19 protein-coding genes are annotated in these 19,926 nt (G+C 68.8%); 11 read left to right on the forward strand and 8 right to left on the reverse strand.

Features of this window, described 5'->3' with window-relative positions; genetic code table 11:
- Window positions 1-17: 17 nt before the first annotated feature.
- The 4 genes from B0293_RS40790 to B0293_RS40805 form a co-directional block, all read right to left on the reverse strand.
- The gene (locus B0293_RS40790) at window positions 18-599 is read right to left on the reverse strand and encodes a TetR/AcrR family transcriptional regulator (RefSeq protein WP_005166648.1); all 582 of its coding nucleotides are present in this window, start codon (window positions 597-599) and stop codon (window positions 18-20) included.
- A gap of 51 nt (window positions 600-650) precedes the next feature.
- Window positions 651-1,088 (reverse strand): SRPBCC family protein, encoded by a 438-nt coding sequence (locus B0293_RS40795; RefSeq protein ID WP_005166646.1) that lies wholly within the window; start codon window positions 1,086-1,088, stop codon window positions 651-653.
- 680 nt (window positions 1,089-1,768) lie between these two features.
- Entirely contained in the window at window positions 1,769-2,425 is a 657-nt protein-coding gene (locus tag B0293_RS40800; RefSeq protein ID WP_039919649.1) for a hypothetical protein, read from the reverse strand.
- A gap of 20 nt (window positions 2,426-2,445) precedes the next feature.
- A complete protein-coding gene (locus tag B0293_RS40805; protein WP_005166643.1) occupies window positions 2,446-4,248 on the reverse strand; it encodes a CocE/NonD family hydrolase in 1,803 nt (600 codons plus the stop codon).
- A 73-nt stretch (window positions 4,249-4,321) separates the two neighbouring features.
- Between B0293_RS40805 and B0293_RS40810 the strand changes: the two genes are divergently transcribed.
- From B0293_RS40810 to B0293_RS40850, 10 genes are all read left to right on the forward strand, one after another.
- Complete coding sequence (locus tag B0293_RS40810) at window positions 4,322-4,693, forward strand: hypothetical protein (RefSeq protein ID WP_005166641.1); 372 nt, start codon at window positions 4,322-4,324, stop codon at window positions 4,691-4,693.
- Entirely contained in the window at window positions 4,690-4,863 is a 174-nt protein-coding gene (locus tag B0293_RS43845; protein ID WP_005166640.1) for a hypothetical protein, read from the forward strand. Before B0293_RS40810 ends, B0293_RS43845 begins: the two co-directional genes overlap by 4 nt.
- 12 nt (window positions 4,864-4,875) lie before the next feature.
- On the forward strand, window positions 4,876-5,565 hold the full coding sequence (locus B0293_RS40815; RefSeq protein WP_005166639.1) for a response regulator transcription factor: 690 nt from the start codon (window positions 4,876-4,878) through the stop codon (window positions 5,563-5,565).
- On the forward strand, window positions 5,562-6,911 hold the full coding sequence (locus tag B0293_RS40820) for a HAMP domain-containing sensor histidine kinase (RefSeq protein ID WP_005166637.1): 1,350 nt from the start codon (window positions 5,562-5,564) through the stop codon (window positions 6,909-6,911). The genes B0293_RS40815 and B0293_RS40820 overlap by 4 nt, the downstream gene beginning before the upstream one ends.
- A gap of 4 nt (window positions 6,912-6,915) precedes the next feature.
- The gene (locus B0293_RS40825) at window positions 6,916-7,824 is read left to right on the forward strand and encodes a LysR family transcriptional regulator (protein ID WP_005166635.1); all 909 of its coding nucleotides are present in this window, start codon (window positions 6,916-6,918) and stop codon (window positions 7,822-7,824) included.
- Between the two features lie 750 nt (window positions 7,825-8,574).
- A complete protein-coding gene (locus B0293_RS40830) occupies window positions 8,575-9,732 on the forward strand; it encodes a CaiB/BaiF CoA transferase family protein (RefSeq protein WP_005166633.1) in 1,158 nt (385 codons plus the stop codon).
- 9 nt (window positions 9,733-9,741) lie between these two features.
- Window positions 9,742-10,509, forward strand: coding sequence for a crotonase/enoyl-CoA hydratase family protein (locus B0293_RS40835; protein WP_005166631.1), 768 nt, complete (start codon window positions 9,742-9,744; stop codon window positions 10,507-10,509).
- 1 nt (window position 10,510) lies between these two features.
- Complete coding sequence (locus tag B0293_RS40840) at window positions 10,511-11,257, forward strand: acetoacetate decarboxylase (protein ID WP_039919648.1); 747 nt, start codon at window positions 10,511-10,513, stop codon at window positions 11,255-11,257.
- Window positions 11,254-12,183, forward strand: a complete 930-nt coding sequence (locus tag B0293_RS40845) for a 3-hydroxyacyl-CoA dehydrogenase NAD-binding domain-containing protein (RefSeq protein ID WP_005166628.1) — start codon at window positions 11,254-11,256, stop codon at window positions 12,181-12,183. Before B0293_RS40840 ends, B0293_RS40845 begins: the two co-directional genes overlap by 4 nt.
- A 1-nt stretch (window position 12,184) precedes the next feature.
- Window positions 12,185-13,372, forward strand: coding sequence for an acyl-CoA dehydrogenase family protein (locus B0293_RS40850; RefSeq protein ID WP_005166626.1), 1,188 nt, complete (start codon window positions 12,185-12,187; stop codon window positions 13,370-13,372).
- Between the two features lie 67 nt (window positions 13,373-13,439).
- On the opposite strand, the gene B0293_RS40855 is transcribed toward B0293_RS40850, so the two are convergent.
- The 4 genes from B0293_RS40855 to B0293_RS40870 all read right to left on the reverse strand — a co-directional run bounded on the left by B0293_RS40855 (window position 13,440) and on the right by B0293_RS40870 (window position 17,731).
- Window positions 13,440-14,492, reverse strand: coding sequence for a neutral zinc metallopeptidase (locus B0293_RS40855; protein ID WP_005166625.1), 1,053 nt, complete (start codon window positions 14,490-14,492; stop codon window positions 13,440-13,442).
- Between the two features lie 387 nt (window positions 14,493-14,879).
- Entirely contained in the window at window positions 14,880-15,779 is a 900-nt protein-coding gene (locus B0293_RS40860) for a lipoprotein (RefSeq protein ID WP_005166623.1), read from the reverse strand.
- Window positions 15,780-15,932: 153 nt separating this feature from the next.
- Window positions 15,933-16,589 (reverse strand): response regulator, encoded by a 657-nt coding sequence (locus B0293_RS40865; protein ID WP_005166621.1) that lies wholly within the window; start codon window positions 16,587-16,589, stop codon window positions 15,933-15,935.
- Entirely contained in the window at window positions 16,586-17,731 is a 1,146-nt protein-coding gene (locus B0293_RS40870) for a sensor histidine kinase (protein ID WP_143254759.1), read from the reverse strand. The genes B0293_RS40865 and B0293_RS40870 overlap by 4 nt, the downstream gene beginning before the upstream one ends.
- Window positions 17,732-17,872: 141 nt before the next feature.
- Between B0293_RS40870 and B0293_RS40875 the strand changes: the two genes are divergently transcribed.
- Window positions 17,873-19,633 carry a PDR/VanB family oxidoreductase gene (locus B0293_RS40875; RefSeq protein ID WP_005166616.1) on the forward strand — a complete coding sequence of 587 codons (1,761 nt, stop codon included), beginning with the start codon at window positions 17,873-17,875 and terminating at the stop codon, window positions 19,631-19,633.
- The last annotated feature ends 293 nt before the right edge of the window (window positions 19,634-19,926 follow it).

Genomic DNA, 19,926 nt, shown 5'->3' on the forward strand with positions numbered 1-19,926 from the left:
CCGGGAGAGTAACATGCCTAGTGGGAGCGAGCGGGCTGCATCAGCGTCTCGAACAACAGGATCAGGTGACGGCGGCCGCGCTCCCAGCGCGCCTCCAGCTCGGTCTGGTCGCGGGTCGCCCAGCTGGCGATGAGGATGCCGCGGACGACGTCCATCGCCGTGTACACCGCGTGCAGGAACTCCGGATGCGCCGAATGGTCCGGCAGCAGCGCCTTGCCGAAATCGACCAGGCTGCTCGTCGCGATCGGCTCGACCACCGCCATCTGGGCACGCAGTTCCGCGTCGGTCCGCGAGGCCACCCACAGCTCCACGGTCGCCGAGAAGACCGGGCCCTGGTGCATCTCCCACAGCAGCTGCAACGCGTCCCCGACCGGGTCGGCCGACGCCTTGAGCCTGTCGATCTCGGCCATCGCGACCTCGGTGCGCTTGGCCGCGAGATGCCGGATCGCGGAGGTGACGAGGTCGGTCTTGGTCGGGAAATGGTGCACCTGCGCGCCGCGGGTCACCCCGGCGCGATCCGCGACACGGGTGGTCGTGGTGCCCGCGTAGCCGTACTCGACGAGACAGTCGATCGTGGCGTCGAGCAGCCTGACGCGCATCGCGGCGCTGCGTTCCTCCTGCGTGCGTCGTGGGGCTGCCATGCGCCTACTTTATGGGGCGCCTCGCGAGGCCCGCGCCACGAGGCCGTCGACCATGCGCCCGAAGAAGCGGCCGAGGAACCGGCGGTAGAGCCCTCCGGTGCCGGGGATCTTGGGGACGAACGACGCGTGCCAGTGGATGTCGGTGCCGCCGAGCGCGGGCGTGAGGTCGACGTACGCGCGGTAGTCGCGCAGCGGCATCCCCTTGCGCAGCGTGTAGCCGAAGCGTTTGCCGGGTTCGAGCGCGATGACCTCTTCGCAGGCGTTGACGCCGTTCGTGCTGAAGACGCCGATGGCGCCGAGGCCGTTCCGGTCACCCGTCTCCAGGACGCGGAACTTGCCCAGCGGGGACCAGTCGGGCCAGTGCTCGCGGTCTTCGAGGAGGGCGTAGACGGCCTCGGGGCTCGCGCTCGTGTGGCCGTTCGCGGAAATGCGCTGGATCTTCGCCATGCGGTCTCCTTCTCTGCTCGTCGTGAGTGGCGAACTCGGGCTCTTGAGCCGAAGGTCAAAGGTGTCTTGCGGGCTGCTGGGCGACGCCTGCCCTCCGGGCTGGTGGCCTCGTCAGGAAGCGTTGTGAAAGCCACTTTCACAACGCTGATTGTTGCGAAAGTGGCTTTCACAACACCCGGTGCCGCCCGGTCAGCGTCGGTACGGCGGGTCGTGCGCGACGATTCAGGTTGTTGAGGGTAAGGCAAATATGGCGCGATCGAGCCTCTTGTTGAGCAGGCTCTCTCCGTTGACTTCAGGGCAGGGTCTTCGAGGTGCGGCCTGAACTGGTCCACAGGAGCCGATCGCGACCTCGGCTGTCCACAAGGGACTTTCCTTCCCGCAGGAGCGCCCGTTTTGGGTACTTTGTGTGGCTTTGCGCAGGGGTCGTGAGTGATAAGGAGCGTTCTAACCCTCTTTATCACTCACGACCCCGCACAAAACCGTTCATACCGACATCAATCGGACACCCAGTAGCCGCCAAGCGTCCTATGTGGACACTCGGGGCGCAGTCGGCCTCACTGGTCAGTCCAGAACCATGCCTTGATGCGGCGAAGAAGGTCAGTTTGACAGGGATCGATCACGCCATATTTGACTTACCTCTCAAGAGAACACGAATCGCCACTCACGACCCCCTCGAATCGTCACCCGGGTTCGTGCCACGGGAAGCCGTCCGGCGCGGCGGCGGCCCTGGCCAGCAACTCCTCGTCCTGATGGCCGTGGACGTCGTGGAGGAAGGGAAAGTCCTCCGGCCGGACAGTGAGCTTGGCGACCGGCCGGACCGGCACCGGGCTGGCGGCCTGGGTCGGCCGGATCTCACCGTCCGCCGGCTCGAGTTCGAACGTCGCGGACGGCAGCAGGTACACCGTGCCGGTCCGCCACGGCCGCCGAGCCAAGGCAGGCGCGCTGATGGAGAAGTGATAGCGGGCCTCGCCACCGGCCCGCACGCACGCGTTGCACATCGACACCGGCAGGCTGTCGCGGTCCAGGATCGCGTAGAACATCGGCCAGATCCCGTCGGCCGCGGCGAACACCGCGTGCCTGCTGCCGAAGTCCGTGATGTCCGGCGGCTGTCGTGGCACGAATTCGGTGATGCCGGAGTCGCCCGAGCCGTGCAGGACGAAGTCCGCCCGGTCGGCGGCGTGGCACAGAAACTGCCATTTCGGAGCGTCGAGACGGTAGTCGAAGGGTCGGTCGGGACCGGCCGCGAGCGCTTCGTCCAGCGTCGCGTCGAACCGCTCCCGCAGCGCGGCCGACGCCGGCATGGCCGGTCGGCGCAGCCAGAAGTCGGGCAGGCTCATGATTCCGACGATAGCCAGAATCACCCACGCGAGGAGGCGACCGGGACCGAGAGCGAAGTCCCGCCCAGTTCGAAGGTCACCCGGGCACCGGGCGCGGGCAGCGCCGGGTCGAACATGTCCGCGTCGGTGCCGCCCAGCACGAGCGCCAGCCGGTGCCCGGCCGGGACGACGTGGTCGAGGCTGCTCAACCGGAACGTCATCGTGTACGCCTTGCCGGGCTCCAGCGGCTCGCCCCGCCACAACGACCTGTGGTGGCCGAGGTCCGCCCAGCCGGTCGCCACGATCCGCTTGTCCACGGTGGTCAGATCGGCGACGGTGTCGAGGAAACACCCGGTGTCCGCGGCCGTTCCCGCGCCCCAGCAGGACCGGCTCGTCAGGTCCTTGGTGCCCAGCGCGGGGAATTTCGTGTTCCGCGCGGTCGCGGGACCGTAGTCGACCAGCACCGCCCCGAGCCGCGCGCTCGGCTTGTCGGAACGGGCGGTCACCGTCACCGTGGCGGTCCCGGCGATCCGGGTGTCCGCGCGCACCGGCTCACCCGCGAAGACGACGCGGTCCGGGCTGGCCTGCGACGGGTTCTCCACCCACTGGGACGCCCCACGCGCCGGGTCTTCGGTCACCGAAGCCGCGCCTGACGACGGCCGGCTCCCGAGCCCTCCCGACGTCGAAGGCCACAAAGTGCGCGATCTCGCACCGGCAGGCGGCCAGCGGCGTTCGTCGGCCCACCGGTCCGGGGTGTGCTCGATCCGGATCGCGGGTTCGGTCTCGACACCGTTGCGGACGCCGAGCAGCCACCGGTCGAACCAGCGGTGCAGGGTCCGCACGAACAGCGAGCGGTCGAGGTCGAACGGGTCGACGTGCGCCGCCTGGTGCAGCCACGCCTTGCGCGGCACGCCGTACGCGTTCAGCGCCTCCCACCAGGGCCCGAACTGGATCGGGTTGACGTTGAGATCGTGGAAGCCCATCGACGCGAAAACGCTTGCGCGCACCTTCCCGGTCTTCGCGACGTAGTCGAGCCCGCGCCAGTATTCGTTGAAGTTCCCGTCTGTGCCCGCGCGCCGCGCGTTGTCCTCCTCGAACGGACGGCACAGCTTCTCGGCCCGCTCGTTGTACAGCCCCGGACCGCCCGCCCAGCCGAAGTACGCGCCGTCCGCGTTGTGCACCTCGTAGTACGAACTGACCCCGGCGATCGGCACGATGGTCTTCAGGCCCTCGATCCCGGACGCCGCCATCCCGATCGCCGTCGCGCCGTCCTGCGACTTCCCGATCGCGCCGACCGACCCGTTCGCCCAGCCCGCGCGGACCCGCTCCGGCCCGAACGGCGTCCGGAACGCGTTCGCGCGCCCGTTGAGCCAGTTCACGACCCCGTTGCCGGACGCGACGTCGTCGAAGCACCCGGACGAGCGATTCGTGCCCCCGACGTCGACCAGCACGACCGCGTATCCGCGCGGCACGAAGTAGTTGTCGTAGAAAAGCGGGAACTGCGACGGCGTGCCGTCGGAGAGGTAGGTCTTCGGCTGACGCTCGTTGCCGCGCCCGATCTTCTCGAAGTACGGGCTGACGTCCATGATCACCGGGACGCGGTGCCCGCGCGCCGCCGGTTCGGCCGGGCGGATGATGTCGGCGGCGACCCTGTCGACCTGGCCGTCGCGGTCGAGGTCCTGGCCGGTCTCCACCCAGGCGGTCTCGCGGATGGCCTTCTCGTAGGAGAACACCGGTTCGCTGACGCCGTCCCGCAGGACGAACGCGGGTGGTGACGCGATGGCGGGTGCGGCGGTGAGCAACAACATCGCCACGACGGTGGCGGTCACGGTCTTCAGCCCCATCGTCCGAGTATCGCTTACGAAACCCGAACATTTCCCCCACATTCCTCGTATCCGCCCGCGCGACGCTCTTCGCATGCTGAAACACACCATCGCCGTCTGCCTGACCGCGGCGGGCCTCGTCGCTCTCGCCCCGGCCGCCTCCGCCCAAACAGCCCCGATCACCCTCAGCCCCGAGGAGTCGCAGCAACTGTGTGCCGAATGGCTGCCCAAGCTCACCGAGCGCACCACGAAACTCACCGACCGCGTCAATGGCGGCCCCGAGGTCCGCGGTTCGGTGGCGAACCTCAAGGCCAGGGCCGAGGACCAGCGCAAGAAGGGCCACAACGACACCGCGGACAGGCTCCAGAAGCGCGCCGACAAACGCGGCGGACGGCTTCCCGAGCTCACCGCGGCGAAGCAGAAGCTGGACGCCTTCGCGAACGCGCACTGCAAGGCGGGCAAGTGAAACGCCTCCTGGCCGCGACCCTCGCCGCGCTCACCCTGTTCACCTTGTCCGCGTGCACCGACGAGAAGCCGACATCGAGCCCGGCACCGGGCGCGCCGGGCGAGCTGAGCGACGTCCAGCGCACCCTCGACTCGATCGAGCAGGACATGGCCGGCGACCCGGCCCCGTGACAGGATCTGCCGGTGACGACACAACCGGGACGCGGGCTGGTGCTGGTCGTCGAGGACGACCCCGCGATCGCCGAACTCGCCACGCTGTACCTGCGGCGGGACGGGTTCGGCGTCCAGGTCGAAGCGGACGGCGGGGCGGCGCTGGGCACGATCCGGCGGCTGCGCCCGGTCGCGATCGTCCTCGACATCGGACTGTCCGGAATGGACGGTATCGAGATCTGCCGGACGCTGCGCGCGAACGGCGACTGGACGCCGGTGCTGTTCGTGACCGCCCGCGACGACGAACTGGACCGCTTGCTGGGCCTGGAGATCGGCGCGGACGACTACCTGACGAAACCGTTCAGCCCGCGTGAGCTCTCGGCCAGGGTCCGGACCGTCCTGCGCCGTGCCGCCGGAGCGGCGCCGCCCGCCGAGACCTACACGGCGGGCGGTGTCCGTGTCGACGTCACCCAGCGCCGCGTCTGGGCGGCCGACACCGAGGTCGCGCTGACGTCGACCGAGTTCGACCTGCTCACCCATCTGGTGAAACGGCCCGGCCAGGTGTTCAGCCGCGAGCAGCTGCTCAGTTCCGTCTGGGGCTACGCGGCTTCGGCGGGAACGCGGACCGTCGACGTCCACATCGCCCAGCTGCGGGGGAAACTGGGCGGCCACAGTCCGATCAGGACGGTCCGCGGGATCGGCTACGCGGCGGACGCCGGATGAGACGGACGTCGCTCGCGCTGCGGATCACCGTGGTGTGCCTGGCGATCGCCGCGGTCGCGGTGGTGGTCGCCGGGCTGGTCGCGGCCCGCCTCATCCGCACGACCGGGATCGACGTGCTCCGGCAATCGCTCTCGGCGCAGGCCGACGTGGTCGCGAGCCAGCTCGACGAGACCGGGATCGGCAACCGGCTCGGCATCGGCAAGGCCGCGGAAGTCGTTCGGGGACAAGGAATCGACGTCGTCGTCCGCCGTCCGAACGGGTCACTCGACGGTGCCGGGACGGTCGCGTCGATCGCCGCGACGAAGGCGGGGTTCACCCGCTCGGACACGGTGGTCGTCGAGGGTCAGCAGTACCTGGTCGAAGGCCGCGCCGTCGGAGCGAAGGGCGCCGCGTTCGCGCTCGTCCAATCGACCAAGCTCGGCGAAGCGCGTGGACGGATGCTGGTGCGCAACACCGTCTTCGCGCTCGGCGCCGGTCTGGCGGTCGCCGCGATCGCGGGGCTGGTGCTGAGCCGGATGCTCTCGCGACCGTTGCGCCGGGCCGCGTCGGTGGCGAACGGGATGCGATCGGGACGCCGTGACCTGCGCGTTCCGGTCGAGGGGCCGTCCGAGGTCGCGGACGTGGCGAAGTCGGTCAACGAACTGGCCGACGCGCTCCAGTACAGCGAGGCGCGGCAACGCGAGTTCCTGCTGTCGGTGTCGCACGAACTACGGACGCCGCTGACCGCCGTCACCGGCTTCGCCGAGGCGATCGGCGACGGCGTGGCCGAAGGCGAGGACGCGCGCCGGGCCGGGCAGACCATCCACCGTGAGGCGGCCCGGCTGGAACGCCTGGTCAGCGACCTGCTGGAACTGGCGAGGCTGGGCGCCGACGAGTTCCGGCTCGACCCGGCACGGCTCGATCTCGCCGCGCTGGTCGGCGAATGCGCCGACGTCTGGCGGCTGCGATGCGCGCAACAGAACGTCACGCTGCTGGTGGAACGGCCGGACGGCGAGGTCCCGGTCATCGCCGATCCGCGGCGGCTCCGCCAGGTCGTCGACGGGCTCGCCGAGAACGCGCTGCGCGTGACCCCGGCGGGCGCGCCGATCGTGTTCTCCCTGGTGGCCGCCGAAGGACAGGCACGGCTGGCGGTACGGGACGGCGGACCCGGCCTGGCGCCGGAGGATTACCCGGTCGCGTTCGAACGCGGCGTGCTGAACAAGCGCTACCGCGACAGCCGTCCGGTCGGTTCGGGGATCGGGCTCGCGCTGGCCCACGGCCTGGTCACCCGTATGGGCGGCACCCTTACGGCAGGCCCCGCGCCGGAAGGCGGAGCCGCGTTCACCGTCGCGTTCCGGCTAGGGTGATCACGTGGAGATGTTGCACCTGCGGTACTTCGTGGCCGTCGCCGAGGAACTGAACTTCTCCCAGGCGGCCCGGAAGCTCCACATGGCCGCCTCCCCGCTGAGCCAGCGGATCAAGGATCTCGAACACGAACTCGGCCACAGGCTGTTCGACCGCAGCACGCACCACGTGACGCTCACGGCCGCGGGTTCCGCGCTGTTGCCGATCGCGCGGGACGTCCTCGACCAGGTCAACGCGATTCCCTGGCGATTGCAGGAAGCGGTGAAACCGCAGCGGAGCACAGTGTTCGTCGGGATGCCCGCCGGTGTGCACCCGGCGCTGCGGGAACGCGTCAAACGGCTCGAAGAACGCTGTCACGACCGGTTCGAACTCAAACGCTGGCCGGGGACGACGCCGGATCTGGTCGCCGCGGTCCACGAGGGCAAGCTCGCGCTGTCGCTGGTCCGGATGCCCGTCACCGATCCCGCCTTGGAGTTCGTCCCGGTACAGGTGGAGCGGCTCGGCGCCGTCGTCCCGGCCGAGCGGTTCACCGGACGGGAAACGGTGGACATCGCCGAATTGAGTGACCTGTCCTACATCCCGTCCGCCTCGGAAAGCATTCCCGCCTATTCGGACGACATGGACCGGAAATTGTCGAACGCGGGAATCAAGAAAAGGCTCAAAGTCGGCGGAACCGAGTATTCGGGCATTTCCGAACTGGTGGCGAACGGGTCGTCGTTCTCGATCACCATGCTCGATCCGGCCAGCCCGATGCATCTGTTCCTGGTCGACGGCGCCACCATCCTGCCGTTCGCCGATTTCCGGCCCCAGCTGGAGACCGCTTTGGTCTGGCGACGTGACCGCGCGGAGGACGGCGACCTGGCCGAACTCGTCGCCGGGGTCCGCGAGATCTTCGCCGAGCCGCTCTCGACGTAGCGAGGGGCCGCTCACCACTCGTCTCGGTCGGGGTGGTCGTGAGTGGTAAGTGTCGTTCTATTGAGGGGTAAGGCAAAGGCGTAGCTCGTGTGTTCAGGAGCGGATCTCGCGTGATCGCCGCCTGATCACGCGAGATCGCCTGTTCGCTTACCGGCATGGCTGCTTGGGATATTGCGAAAGTGGCTTTCGCAACACCGCCGGGCCGCCTGCTCCCGGTCCTTGTTCCTAATGTCGCATCTGAGACGCTCAGCGACTCAAATGCGACATTGGGAACATCCGCCACCGAGACCACGAAATCGCCATCTTTGCCTTATCCCTCAATAACAGCACTTACCACTCACGACCACCCCGACCCAGTGCACCCCAGCGCGACCAACGGGAAGCGGCGTTGTGAAAGCCACTTTCGCAACGTTTGAAGGTTGCGAAAGTGGCTTTCACAACACTTTCCGGCGAGACCAGGCCCGGCGAGCGCAAGCGGCAGCGCGTCTTGCCCGACCAGCGTCCTTCCGTGTCACAAAAGCTACTTTCAGAACATCCTTCCGTGTCCCGAAAGTGGCTTTCGCGACACTTGAGACAGGCCCCCGCCCCCAATAACAACAATGACCGCACACGCCGACCAAACGCGACCAATTCGGACAATAAATGGTATGACCACCGTGGTCATACCATTCTTCGTTTCTTGATCATTCCCTTTATCGCTATTCGCGCCTAACTTCGGTTGTAGAGCGAACAACGGCGAAGGGAAGCAAAATGACTCAGACCGCCACCGGACCCCTGGACGGCGTTCGCGTGATCGACCTCTCGACGGTCGTCATGGGCCCGTACGCCGCGCAGATCCTCGGCGACCTCGGCGCCGACGTGATCAAGATCGAGTCCCCCGCCGACACCGTGCGGGTGGGCAAGTTCCGCACGACGCCGGGGATGACGCCGCTCAACCTGAACGTGAACCGCAACAAGCGCAGCGTCGCCCTCAACCTCAAGGACGAGGAGCAGCGCGAGCAGGCGCTCAAGCTGATCGACACCGCCGACGTGCTGATCACGAACATGCGCCCGGGCGCGCTGAGCAGGCTCGGCATGAACTACGCCGACGTCGCCGCCCGCAACCCCGGCCTGGTCTACGCCCACGCGCAGGGCTTCCGCGGCGACTCCGACCGCGCGGGCCACGCCGCCTACGACGAGACCGTGCAGGCGTCGTCCGGCCTGGTCGACGTCGCGAACCGAGCGCTGGGCAGGCCGGTCTACCTGCCGACGATCATCGGCGACAAGGTCTCCTCCCTGACCATCGCCTACACCGTGCTCGCCGCGCTGGTGCACCGCGACCGGACCGGCGAGGGCCAGCGGGTCGAGATCCCGATGACCGACACGCTGATCGCGTTCAACCTGGTCGAGCACCTCGCCGGGCACGTGTTCGAGCCCGCGGAGAGCCCGACCGGCTTCGGCCCGTCGATGAACCCCGGGCACCAGGCCGTGCACACGAAGGACGGCATGGCCTGCGTGATCCCCTACAACCCGCAGAACTTCCGCGACTTCTTCCACGCCGCCGGGCGGCCGGAACTGGCCGAGGACCCGCGGGTCAACGGCGACGCGATCGACGGCGCCGACCACGAGGCCCTGGCCGCGATGATCGCCGAATGCGCCCCGGCGCTGACCACGGAGGAGTGGAACGAGGTCTGCGCGAAGAACAGCATCCCGATGGCCCCGGTCCTCGAACTGGACAAGGCGCAGGACGACGAGTACGTCCGCGACGGTCACTTGCTCGACGTCGTAGAGCACCCGAGCGAGGGCTCGATCCGCACCATCGGCATCCCGGTGAAGTTCTCCGCGACCCCCGGTTCGGTCCGGCGCCTGGCTCCCCTGCCGGGCCAGGACACCGAAGACGTCCTGCGCGAACTCGCTTCTGTGAACTGAGGAAGAACCATGAGCACCAACGAAGTAAGGACAGAACGGGTCGGCACCACGCTGCTGATCACGATCGACCGGCCGCGGGCCCGCAACGCGGTGAACGCCGCCGTCGCGACCGGTCTCGCGGAAGCGCTCGACCTCCTGGAAACCGATCCGGGCCTGCGGGCCGGGGTCCTGACCGGCGCGGACGGCTCGTTCAGCGCCGGGATGGACCTCAAGGCGGCGCTGAAGGGCGAGTCGCCGGAGATCCCCGGCCGCGGGTTCGGCGGGCTGACCGAGGCCGAGCCGTCGAAGCCGCTGATCGCGGCCGTCGAAGGCTGGGCCATGGGCGGCGGGTTCGAACTGGCGCTGGGCTGCGACCTGATCGTCGCCGCCGAGGACGCGAAGTTCGGCCTGCCCGAGGTGAAGCGCGGGCTGATCGCCGCCGGCGGTGGCGTGATCCGGCTGCCCAAGCGGATCCCGCACCACCTGGCGATGGAGTTCCTGCTCACCGGCGAGCCGATCGGCGCCGAGCGCGCCGGCAGCCTCGGCCTCGTGAACCGCGTCGTCCCTTCCGGCGAGGCCGCCGCCGTCGCCCTGCAACTGGCCGACCAGGTCGCCGCGAACGCTCCCCTGGCGCTCGCCCTGGTCAAGAAGATCGTCCGCGCGGCGGACGGCGTCCCCGACGCGCAAGCGTTTGCCACCCAGCGTTCGGAGCTGCCGGCGCTGATGAGGTCGGCCGACGTCCGCGAGGGCATGCAGGCCTTCGCCGAACGCCGCGCTCCTATGTGGACCGGTGAGTGAAATGAAGCAGCAAGAAGTCCTGCGGCACGTGACCACCCCGCTCACGAACCCGGCGTACGCGCCGGTCGTGCCCCGGTTCACGAACCGCGAGTACCTGAACATCGTCTACCGCACCGACGCCGAGGCCCTGCGCGCCGTCGTCCCGGAGCCCCTGGAGATCGACGAGCCGCTGGTGCGGTTCGAGGTGATGAAGATGGGCGACGTCAGCGGTTACGGGCCCTACACCGAATCCGGGCAGGCGATCCCGGTGAGTTTCGAGGGTGAGCGCGGTGAGTACCTGCACGCGATGTACCTCGACAACTTCCCGGCCACCGCGTCCGGCCGCGAAATCAGCGCCTACCCGAAGACCATCGGCTCGCCGAAGCTGTTCCCCGAGAACGGCGCGCTCGTCGGGACACTCGACTACGGCAGCCAGCGGGTCGCGACCGCGACCATGGGGTACAAGCACCATCGGCTGGACGTCCGTGAGGCCGAAGCGCAGATCACCGTGCCGACGTTCATGCTCAAGACCATCCCGGACTACGACGGTTCGCCCCGGGTCTTCGAACTGGTCCGCACCGAGATCACCGATGTGGTGGTCAAGGAAGCGTGGACCGGACCGGCTCGGCTGCAACTGTTCCAGCACGTCCTGGCGCCGCTCGCCGATCTCCCGGTGCTGGAGGTCGTGTCCGCGAGCCACATTCTCACCGACCTGACGCTCGCCCCGGTCAAGCCGGTCTTCGACTACCTGAAGGGAGCTCGGTCATGACTTTTCGCACCGCCGCGGTGATCGGCGCGGGAACGATCGGCCTGTCGTGGACGGCGTTGTTCGCCGCGCACGAGATGGAGGTCTGGGTCTCGGACCCGCGGCCGGACCTCGCCGACGCCGTCGCCGGCGCACTGGAGGCGTTCGCCCCGCATCTCGGCCGGGACGCCGCGGACCTTGCCCCTCGCGTCCACCTCGCCACTGACGTCGCCGAAGCCGTCCGGAACGCGGATGTCGTGCAGGAGAACGGACCCGAGAGCGTCGAGTTCAAGAAGGACCTGTTCGCGACCCTGGTCCGCGAGGCGCCGTCGCACGCGCTGCTGCTCAGCTCGTCGTCGGCGATCCCGTCGACGGCCTTCGCGACGGACCTCGACGACGCGTCGCGAGTCCTCATCGGACATCCGTTCAACCCGCCGCACCTGATCCCGCTGGTCGAGGTCGTGCCCGGCGAGCGCACCAGCACCGAGGCGGTGGACCGCGCCGTCGAGTTCTACCGGTTCGTCGGCCGCACGCCGGTGGTGGAACGCAAGGAGATCCCCGGCTTCGTCGGCAACCGGCTGCAGAACGCGCTGAGCCGCGAGGCGATCTACCTGGTGGAACAGGGTGTCGTGTCACCGTCCGAACTGGACGCGGTGATGACGAACTCGCTCGGCATCCGCTGGTCCACGGTCGGGCCGTTCCTCGGCTCGCATCTGGGCGGCGGCCCCGGCGGCTACCGACACATGGCCGAGCACATCGGCAAGTCGATGAAGAAGATGTGGGCCGGCCTCGGGCAGCCCTCGCAGAACCCCGAAGAACAGGAACGGCTCATCGAAGCCGTGGAATCCGCTTACGGCTCCTCCACGTACTCGGAACTCGCCGAGACGCGCGACCGCAAGCAGCTCGCGGTGCTGTCCGCTTTGGACAGTGCCCGTACGGAGGAGAACTGACATGAGCAGGGAAGACCAGCTGATCGCCGACTTCTACGACTACGAAGCACTGCTGCCGGACGAGGAGCGCAAGCTGCTGCTCAAGGCACGCGACTTCATGCGCACCGAGGTCAAGCCGCTCGTGAACGAGAACTGGGCCAAGGGCGAGTTCCCGCACGAACTCGTCGGCAAGTTCCGCGAACAGGGCCTCGCCGGCCTGCCCTACGAGGGCTACGGAGAGCACCTCCCGGCCACGAGCCACCTGCTCAGCGGCATGATGGCGATGGAGATGACCCGCACGGACCCGTCCGTGGCGACGTTCTTCGGTGTCCACAACGGACTCGCGATGTACAGCATCTACTCGGGCGGCGACCAGGAGCAGCGTGACCGCTGGCTCCCGTCGATGGCGGCGATGGACAAGATCGGCGCGTTCGCGATGACCGAACCGCTCGGCGGTTCCGACGTCGCGGGCGGCATGCGCACCACAGCTCGGCGCGAGGGCGACACCTGGATCCTCAACGGGGCCAAGAAATGGATCGGCAACGCTACCTTCGCCGACCTGGTCATCGTGTGGGCTCGCGACGAGGACGACAACAACGTCAAGGGTTTCGTCGTTGAGAAGGACTCCCCCGGATTCGTCCCGGTGAAGATCGAGAACAAGTTCGCGTTCCGGATCGTGGAGAACGCGGAGATCACGCTGACCGACGTCCAGGTGCCGGAAGCGAACAGGCTGCAGGGCATCGACTCGTTCCGCGACGTCGCCGAGATCCTGCGCGCGACCCGTGGCGGCGTCGCCTGGCAGGCGCTGGGCGTGATGATCGGCGCGTACGAACTCGCGCTGGACTACGCCAAGGAGCGCAAGCAGTTCGGCCGTCCGATCGCGCGGTTCCAGCTGGTGCAGGACCTTCTGGTGAAGAGCCTCGGCAACATCACCGCGTCGTGGGGCATGCTGGTGCAGCTCGCCCGGCTGCAGGACGCCGGGATCTTCAAGGACGAGCACTCGTCGCTGGCCAAGGCTTTCGTGACCTCACGGATGCGGGAGGTCGTCGCCTGGGGCCGGGAGATCTTCGGTGGCAACGGGATCGTGCTGGACAACGACATCATGCGGTTCTTCACCGACGCCGAGGCGATCTACTCGTTCGAGGGCACCCGGGAGATGAACACGCTGATCGTCGGGAAGGCCATCACCGGCCAGAGCGCCTTCGTATAAGCCTCGCTTTGCGCGTGAAGGCCCCCTTCCCTCGGCTGAGCCGAGGGAAGGGGGCCTTCACGCGCGTTCAGCGGTACTTCTTGCCGCAGGTGCCCTGGTCGCCGGAGGAGAAGCCGTCACGGAAGGCGGCGACCCTGGCGAAACCGGCCGGGAGCGTCCGGCCTCGCACGTCCGCCGCGATCAGGCTCTTCCGCGTCAGCATCTCGGCGATGGCCTCGTCGAGGTCGCCCGGCGACAACGTGAGCGACCCGCGTTTCCCGTCCACGATCGTCGAAGCCCAGTAGCCGGTGAGGCACGCCGTGCGCTGCGCGGCCACCGGGCCGTCGAGCCGGAACCCGCCCTCCTGCTGGACCGCGAGGGTGTAGCGCGACGCGACCTCGGCGAACGCGGCGAAGTCACCGATGCCGCCCTGCCGTCCCCTCCGCGGCGGGGTCCCGATGCTGACGAGGCCGTCGAGGTCGAGATCGATCTGGTTGGACTCCGAGCAGTACGACGCGAGCACGTCCTCCGTCGTCACGCCGCAGGCCGCTCCGGTGGTGAGCGTCGGCGGGGTGGCCGCGAGCCGGAAAGCCTGCCGGAGGCTGGTGGTGAGGTCGGCGAGGGCCTGCCGGTCGTCGAGGCGGACGTTCGCCGCCGCCGCCCGTTCGTTCGCCGCGGCCGAGCCGAAACCGCCTTGCGTGCTGCGGCCCTCGATCTCCCGTTCGTCGATCATCGCGCACCGGGCGGGCCCGTCGGTGAAGCCGAACTGGAACGCGGAGACCCGGTCGAACGCGTTGCCGTGCGCGCCGTCGTCGGAGAAGGCGACCCCGGCGGAGTCGCGGATCTGGAACAACGCGGTGAGCACCTCGTTGAGCCCGCGACCGGTGGAAACCTGGAACATCGGTGACTTGCCCTCGGCGACCCAGCGGAAGTACGCCCCGGTGTAGCAGTCGGCCTGCTGTTCCTTGACGATCGACGGCGTCGCGGCCGGGACGCCCAGCCGGAACTGGACGGCGTGGCCGATCTCGTGCGCGAGCACGGCCATCACCGCCGCCGAACCGATGGAGTCGTTGAGCATCGGGAGCAGTTCCCCGCGATCCCACGCGACGACGTCCTCTCCCGCGCAGTAGAAGGCGTTCACCAGCCCTGCCGTCGAGGCCCCGCAGATCACCTGGCCGCGGCCCGCCGAATCGTACGAGGCGAGGTCGGTCCAGCGGCCGGAAATCGCGGTTGAAGACCGCCGGCAGGTGCTCCTGCCAATACCGCTGGACGTCGGCGACGGCGTTGGCCGCGAGCTTGTCGATCTCCCCGCCGTCCCCGCCGTCGACCGGGAGAGCGGCGTCGCGCACGCCGGGCTTGAGGCCGCTGGGCCCGTCGGTGACCTCGAGCCCGGCGACGCGGGTGGGGTCCACCGGTTGTGCCGCTCCCCCTACAGTCGCGGCACAACCGGTGAGGAACAGAGACAGGCTCGCCACGATCGCCCAGCCGGATCGACGTTTCATCACACCATTCCCGTCTCTGTCGTCCGTCAACCGAAGAAGACCGAGCTGACCGTGTCGTCGAACCCGAGCTTCGCGAGATCCTTGACGTCACCGTCGATGACGAGGGACTTGCCCTCGCAGTCCTTTTCGGACCACAGCTTGAGCGAACCGGAGGCGGAGACCGACGACGTCACGTCCGGGCGGGCGACGTTCTGGCAGCCCTTGCCCGCGAGCCCCTGTGACGGCTCGTCGTCGCTGAAGTTCTTGCCGTCGAACAGGATCGCGCTGGACGCGGGCTTCTGCGGAGACGTGCTCTCTTCCGGCTGCCCGCCCTGCGCCTTCTGACCGTTCGGGGCGAGGCCGAACCACGTTCCGCCGACACCCTGACCGAGCGTGTCACCGGGCTTGGTGTCCTTCGCGAACCGGTAGGCGGGCCAGCCGCCGACGGTCAGCTGCAAGGTCCCGTCGTCGCGCTTGACCGTGCCGACGGCGGATTTCTTGATCCCTGCCAGGAAGACCTTGCTGCCCGGGGTGACGAGCACCGGCGGCCAGGTCTTGGCGCAGTCGCCGTTGCAGGTCGACTTCGACGGCTTGGCGGTGTCCTTGTCGAAGCGGTACAACGTCAGGCCCGCGCCGTTGACGACCACCGGGTCGAGGTCTCCCGCCTTGGAAGCCTTGAGCTGCACCCATTTGCGGGCGACGTTCTGGTCCGCGGTGTTGGGCGTCCCGTCGGAACCCGTTGCCCAGTCACCGGTCTTGGGCTGTGCGTTGTTGGCCTTCGCGGTCCCGGTGAGGAACGACAGCTCGGTGGCGGCCTGCTCGACCGGCGCCGATTCCTGCCGCGGCGCGGCTTCCTGCGTGCCACAGGCGGCGAGCGACAACGCCCCGGCGGTGACGAGCACCGCGATCGAAACGACCCTCTTGCCGAGCTTTGGCTTGCTGAACACGATTCCTTCTCCCCTGCACCCTGGGTTCCAGGCTGTCTGGAACTCCCCTACGCCACCGACACGGACGGCGGCGCGATGCGGTTCAAAAGAATCTTGGGAAAGTTTCGGGACGCCCCGAAAGCGCATTCAGAGGACTAATTGCGGCTGTGTGGGCTAGTCGAGCAGGGCGGCGCGGTGGGCGAGCAGCGCGATCTGGACGCGACTAGTGCACCCGAGTTTGGCGAGGATCCGGCTGACGTGGGTCTTCACCGTGGCCTCGCTGAGATGGAACTCGGCGGCGATACCGGTGTTGGACAGGCCGCGAGCGACCGCGACGAGCACCTCGCGTTCCTTGCCGGTCAGGACCTCGAGCCGTCGTTCGGCTTCGGCGCGCGGTCCGGTGGCGGGATCCTCTTCGGTGAACCGGGCGAGCAGACGACGGGTGACCCTAGGAGAGAGCATCGCGTCGCCGCGGGCGGCGGCCCGGACCGCGGTGAGCATGTCGTTCGCGGTGGCATCCTTCAGCAAGAACCCGACGGCCCCCGCGCGCAAGGTGGTGTCGACGTACTCGTCGAGGTCGAAGGTGGTCAAGACCACGACCTCCGGTGGCTCCGGCAGCCCTCGAAGCCGGCGCGCGGCGTCCAGACCGTCGCCACGGGGCATCCGGACGTCCAACAGGACCACGTCGGGCCTGGTGGATCGAGCCAGGCTCACCGCTTCGGCGCCGTCGGCCGCTTCGCCCGTGACGGTGATGTCGCCGGCGGACTCCATGATCGTGCGCAGCATGGACCGCACCATCCACTCGTCGTCGGCGATCAGGACGCGGATCATCGGCCGGACCGCTCGTCAACGGGGACGACGGCTTCGACGAGGAAGCCGCCGTCGGCAGTGGGCTCGGCGGTCAGTTCGCCCCCGACGAGCCGGATCCGTTCGGCGATACCGAGCAGGCCGTGCCCGCCGCCGGGCAGTCCGCGTTCCCGGCCGGTCGCGGTACCGACGCGGTTGAGCACGACGAGCCGGAGCAGGTCCGTTTCGCGACGCACGCGGACCTCGGTCGCGGCGTCGCCGGCATGTTTCCGGACGTTGGTGAGCGCCTCCTGGACCACCCGGTAGACGGCGTGCTGGACCAGCGCGGGAGTGGGCGCGCCGCTCTCCACGTCGAGGAGGACCGGGACGCCGAGCGCGCGGGTCTGGTCCACGAGATCGGCGAGGTCGGCCAGGCCCGGTTGGGGCGCCAGCGGAACCGCGCCGTCGGCGCGCAGCACGGACACCACGGAACGCAGTTCGTCGAGCGCCGCGCGGCCGATCGTGCCGATCCGCCCGGCGACCGCGGTGGCGTCGCGGCCGCGGGTGGCCTCCAGCGCGGTCGCATGCAGCACCATCAGCGAAACGCGGTGAGTGACGACGTCGTGCATGTCGCGAGCGATCTGGGCTCGTTCGTCGCTGCGGGCCTGCCGGACCCGAAGGTCCCGTTCCTGCTCGGCCCGTTCGACCCGCTCACGCATCTCGGAGATCAGTTGGCGCCGAGTGCCGACATAGAGACCGAGCAACGCGGGGGCCACGCAGACGGCGACGCATTGCGGGAGCCCCGCGTCGAGCCCACCCAGCCGCCAGATCGGCAGGCCGACCACGATCAGGGTGCCGACGGTGCTGACCGCGGTGAGCCGCCAGGAGCGAGTGCGTTCGGCCACGGTGTACTGGGCGAGCACGACCGCGAAGATCCCGGACAGCGCCACCCAGCCCGCCAGCGCGGTCACGGCGAACCACCACGGACGGCCCCGCCGGAACCAGGCCGCGACACCCACCAGCACCGCTGCCGGTAGCCAGAACCACAGCGGGGGCTGCCAGCGGAAGTAGCCGTAGATGAGCCCCGAAGCCGCGAACGGGGTGGTCGCCACCGCGCAGCCGGTCGCCAGCACGCCGTCGACCACCCGTGTCCGCACGGGGGCCGAAGACGTGTACGCGGAGGGCATACCGATCAACGTAATCCGATCGCCGCCGCCGGGCATCAGTGAAAAGTTGTAGATGGAGACCGCGGAAATCCCTCCATCGGCGCGCGGTCCGCGTCGTCGTGCCGATGCGATCGGCCCGGCGCGGCCAAGACGCTTGAGCACATGACGAAAACCCACTGGCACAAGATGACGCCCCGGGCTCACCCGCGACGATGGCAACTCGGCTTCGCGGCGTTCGCCGTCGTCGCGATCGTGATCCTGTTTCCGGGCGAGGACGCTGTTCTGCCGACGATCCGCACGATGGGCGTGATCGGCTACGCGGTGGCGGCCGCCGTGTCGCTCGGATGCGCCGCAGCCTTGCCGAAACAGGGCGCGCGCAGGCTGCTCATCGGCTTCCACCTCGCGTTCGTGCCGATGCAATTCCTCTTCGCCTTCCCGAACCCCGTGCCGAACCTCGGAATGGCGCTGTCGGTGGGGATAGTGGTCGGGCTGCGGCCACGGTTCCCGCGGCTTTCCCAGCGGGCCAGGAAGATCTGGCTCGTCCTGCACATCGGTATCAGCGTTGGATGGCTGGGCCTTTCGCTGGGAATGCTGACGCTCGCACTCACCGGATCGCTCGCGAGGACCCACGCCGTGCGGCACGGCGCCTACGAGATCTTCCACGTCTTCGACCTCGTGATCGTGATCCCCAGCGTGGTGCTGACGATCGTGACCGGTCTCGTTCTGTCGCTCGGCACGCCATGGGGGCTGGTCAAGCACCGGTGGGTCCTGACGAAATTCCTGATCTCCCTGGCTATCCCGGGCGCGGCGGCGGTGGAAAGCAGGTGGGTCACCGAACTGGTCGCACGCACCGAAGACCCGGCGACCGAGCCGGGGGCACTAGGTGTCGCACTCGCCGTCACCGTCGGATGCTTCGCGATTTCGCTGTGGACCGCCACCATCCTGTCGGTCCTGAAACCGTGGGGCAGGACCAGATGGGGCCGCGACGCCGGTTCGCCGTCCACCATCACGGTCACGGTCACCGACCGCGGGCAGGTCGCCGAAGACACCGTCGCGTTGACACTGGAGCCGGTGGGCGATCGCGACCTGCCGCCTTGGGAACCCGGTGCGCACGTCGACCTGATCCTGCCGTCGGGCCTGATCCGGCAGTATTCGCTCTGCGGCGACCCCGCCGAGACACGGCGCTACCGGCTCGCCGTGCTGCGCGAGCCCGGCGGCCGCGGCGGTTCCTTGGAAGCACACACCCTGCACCCCGGAACCCGGCTGGAGATCCGGGGGCCTCGCAACAACTTCCCGATCGCGGAAGCCCCGGCACATTTGCTGATCGCCGGTGGCATCGGGATCACGCCATTCCTGCCGATGCTCCCCCGGCTCACCGCGGCCGGTGTCCCGTGGCGGCTGGTCTATCGAGGACGGTCCCTCGACCGGATGGCCTACGCGGGTCAGCTCGAAGCTGCCTATCCCGGCCGGGTGTCGCTCCACCCGGCCGACACCCATCCTCGGCCGGATCTCGCCGAACTGGTGCGGCGGTTGCCCGCCGGGGCCGCGGTCTACTGTTGTGGCCCGACAGGGCTGATCGAGGCAGTGGCGCAAGAGTGTCCACACGGGACTCTCCACGTCGAGAGATTCGCCTCAACTTCAAGGGAAGGATCCCGCCATCCGTTCGACGCGGAACTCCGTCGCAGTGGGCGGACCGTGCGGGTGCCCGCTGACGGCACCCTGTTGGCCGCCCTTCACGAGGTCGACCCCGGGCTACCCGCTTCGTGCACCAACGGGGTGTGCGGCAGCTGCCGTACACCGGTGCTCGACGGCGTCCCCGACCATCGCGACGACGTCTTGCAGCCCCACGAACGAGACCGCACCGACGTGGTCTACCCCTGCGTCTCACGGGCCCGCGGCGACAAGCTCGTGCTCGACGTCTGAGGCTTCGTGCCGGTCGGTCGTGAGTGGCGATTCGTGTTCTCTTGCGAGGTGGGGCAAAGGTGTCCGGTCGGGTGCCAAGTCCCCTTCGCCGCGGGTCTCGCGTCCTCGTGTGCGGCGGAGGCTCCGAGGTGTCGCGAAAGCCACTTTCGGGACACCTGATGTCCCGAAAGTGGCTTTCGCGACACCCGTAGGACGGCACGTGTGATCAGAGGGACGACACACGTGACTGCGGGGACGACACGCGCACTCGGCCTATCCGCCGCGAGTCGTCCACCTGATCACGCGTGTCGTCC

This window comes from Amycolatopsis azurea DSM 43854 (assembly GCF_001995215.1).
Lineage (GTDB): Bacteria > Actinomycetota > Actinomycetes > Mycobacteriales > Pseudonocardiaceae > Amycolatopsis > Amycolatopsis azurea.

Excerpts from the sequence above, each read along its gene's own strand:
- B0293_RS40795 (WP_005166646.1), bottom strand. The coding sequence starts at position 1,088 with ATGGCGAAGATCCAGCGCATTTCCGCGAACGGCCACACGAGCGCGAGC.
- B0293_RS40805 (WP_005166643.1), bottom strand. The coding sequence starts at position 4,248 with ATGGGGCTGAAGACCGTGACCGCCACCGTCGTGGCGATGTTGTTGCTC.
- B0293_RS40790 (WP_005166648.1), bottom strand. The coding sequence starts at position 599 with ATGCGCGTCAGGCTGCTCGACGCCACGATCGACTGTCTCGTCGAGTAC.
- B0293_RS40810 (WP_005166641.1), top strand. The coding sequence starts at position 4,322 with ATGCTGAAACACACCATCGCCGTCTGCCTGACCGCGGCGGGCCTCGTC.
- B0293_RS40865 (WP_005166621.1), bottom strand. The coding sequence starts at position 16,589 with ATGATCCGCGTCCTGATCGCCGACGACGAGTGGATGGTGCGGTCCATG.
- B0293_RS40840 (WP_039919648.1), top strand. The coding sequence starts at position 10,511 with ATGAAGCAGCAAGAAGTCCTGCGGCACGTGACCACCCCGCTCACGAAC.
- B0293_RS40870 (WP_143254759.1), bottom strand. The coding sequence starts at position 17,731 with ATGCCCTCCGCGTACACGTCTTCGGCCCCCGTGCGGACACGGGTGGTC.
- B0293_RS40875 (WP_005166616.1), top strand. The coding sequence starts at position 17,873 with ATGACGAAAACCCACTGGCACAAGATGACGCCCCGGGCTCACCCGCGA.
- B0293_RS40820 (WP_005166637.1), top strand. The coding sequence starts at position 5,562 with ATGAGACGGACGTCGCTCGCGCTGCGGATCACCGTGGTGTGCCTGGCG.
- B0293_RS40850 (WP_005166626.1), top strand. The coding sequence starts at position 12,185 with ATGAGCAGGGAAGACCAGCTGATCGCCGACTTCTACGACTACGAAGCA.
- B0293_RS40830 (WP_005166633.1), top strand. The coding sequence starts at position 8,575 with ATGACTCAGACCGCCACCGGACCCCTGGACGGCGTTCGCGTGATCGAC.
- B0293_RS40835 (WP_005166631.1), top strand. The coding sequence starts at position 9,742 with ATGAGCACCAACGAAGTAAGGACAGAACGGGTCGGCACCACGCTGCTG.
- B0293_RS40845 (WP_005166628.1), top strand. The coding sequence starts at position 11,254 with ATGACTTTTCGCACCGCCGCGGTGATCGGCGCGGGAACGATCGGCCTG.
- B0293_RS40800 (WP_039919649.1), bottom strand. The coding sequence starts at position 2,425 with ATGAGCCTGCCCGACTTCTGGCTGCGCCGACCGGCCATGCCGGCGTCG.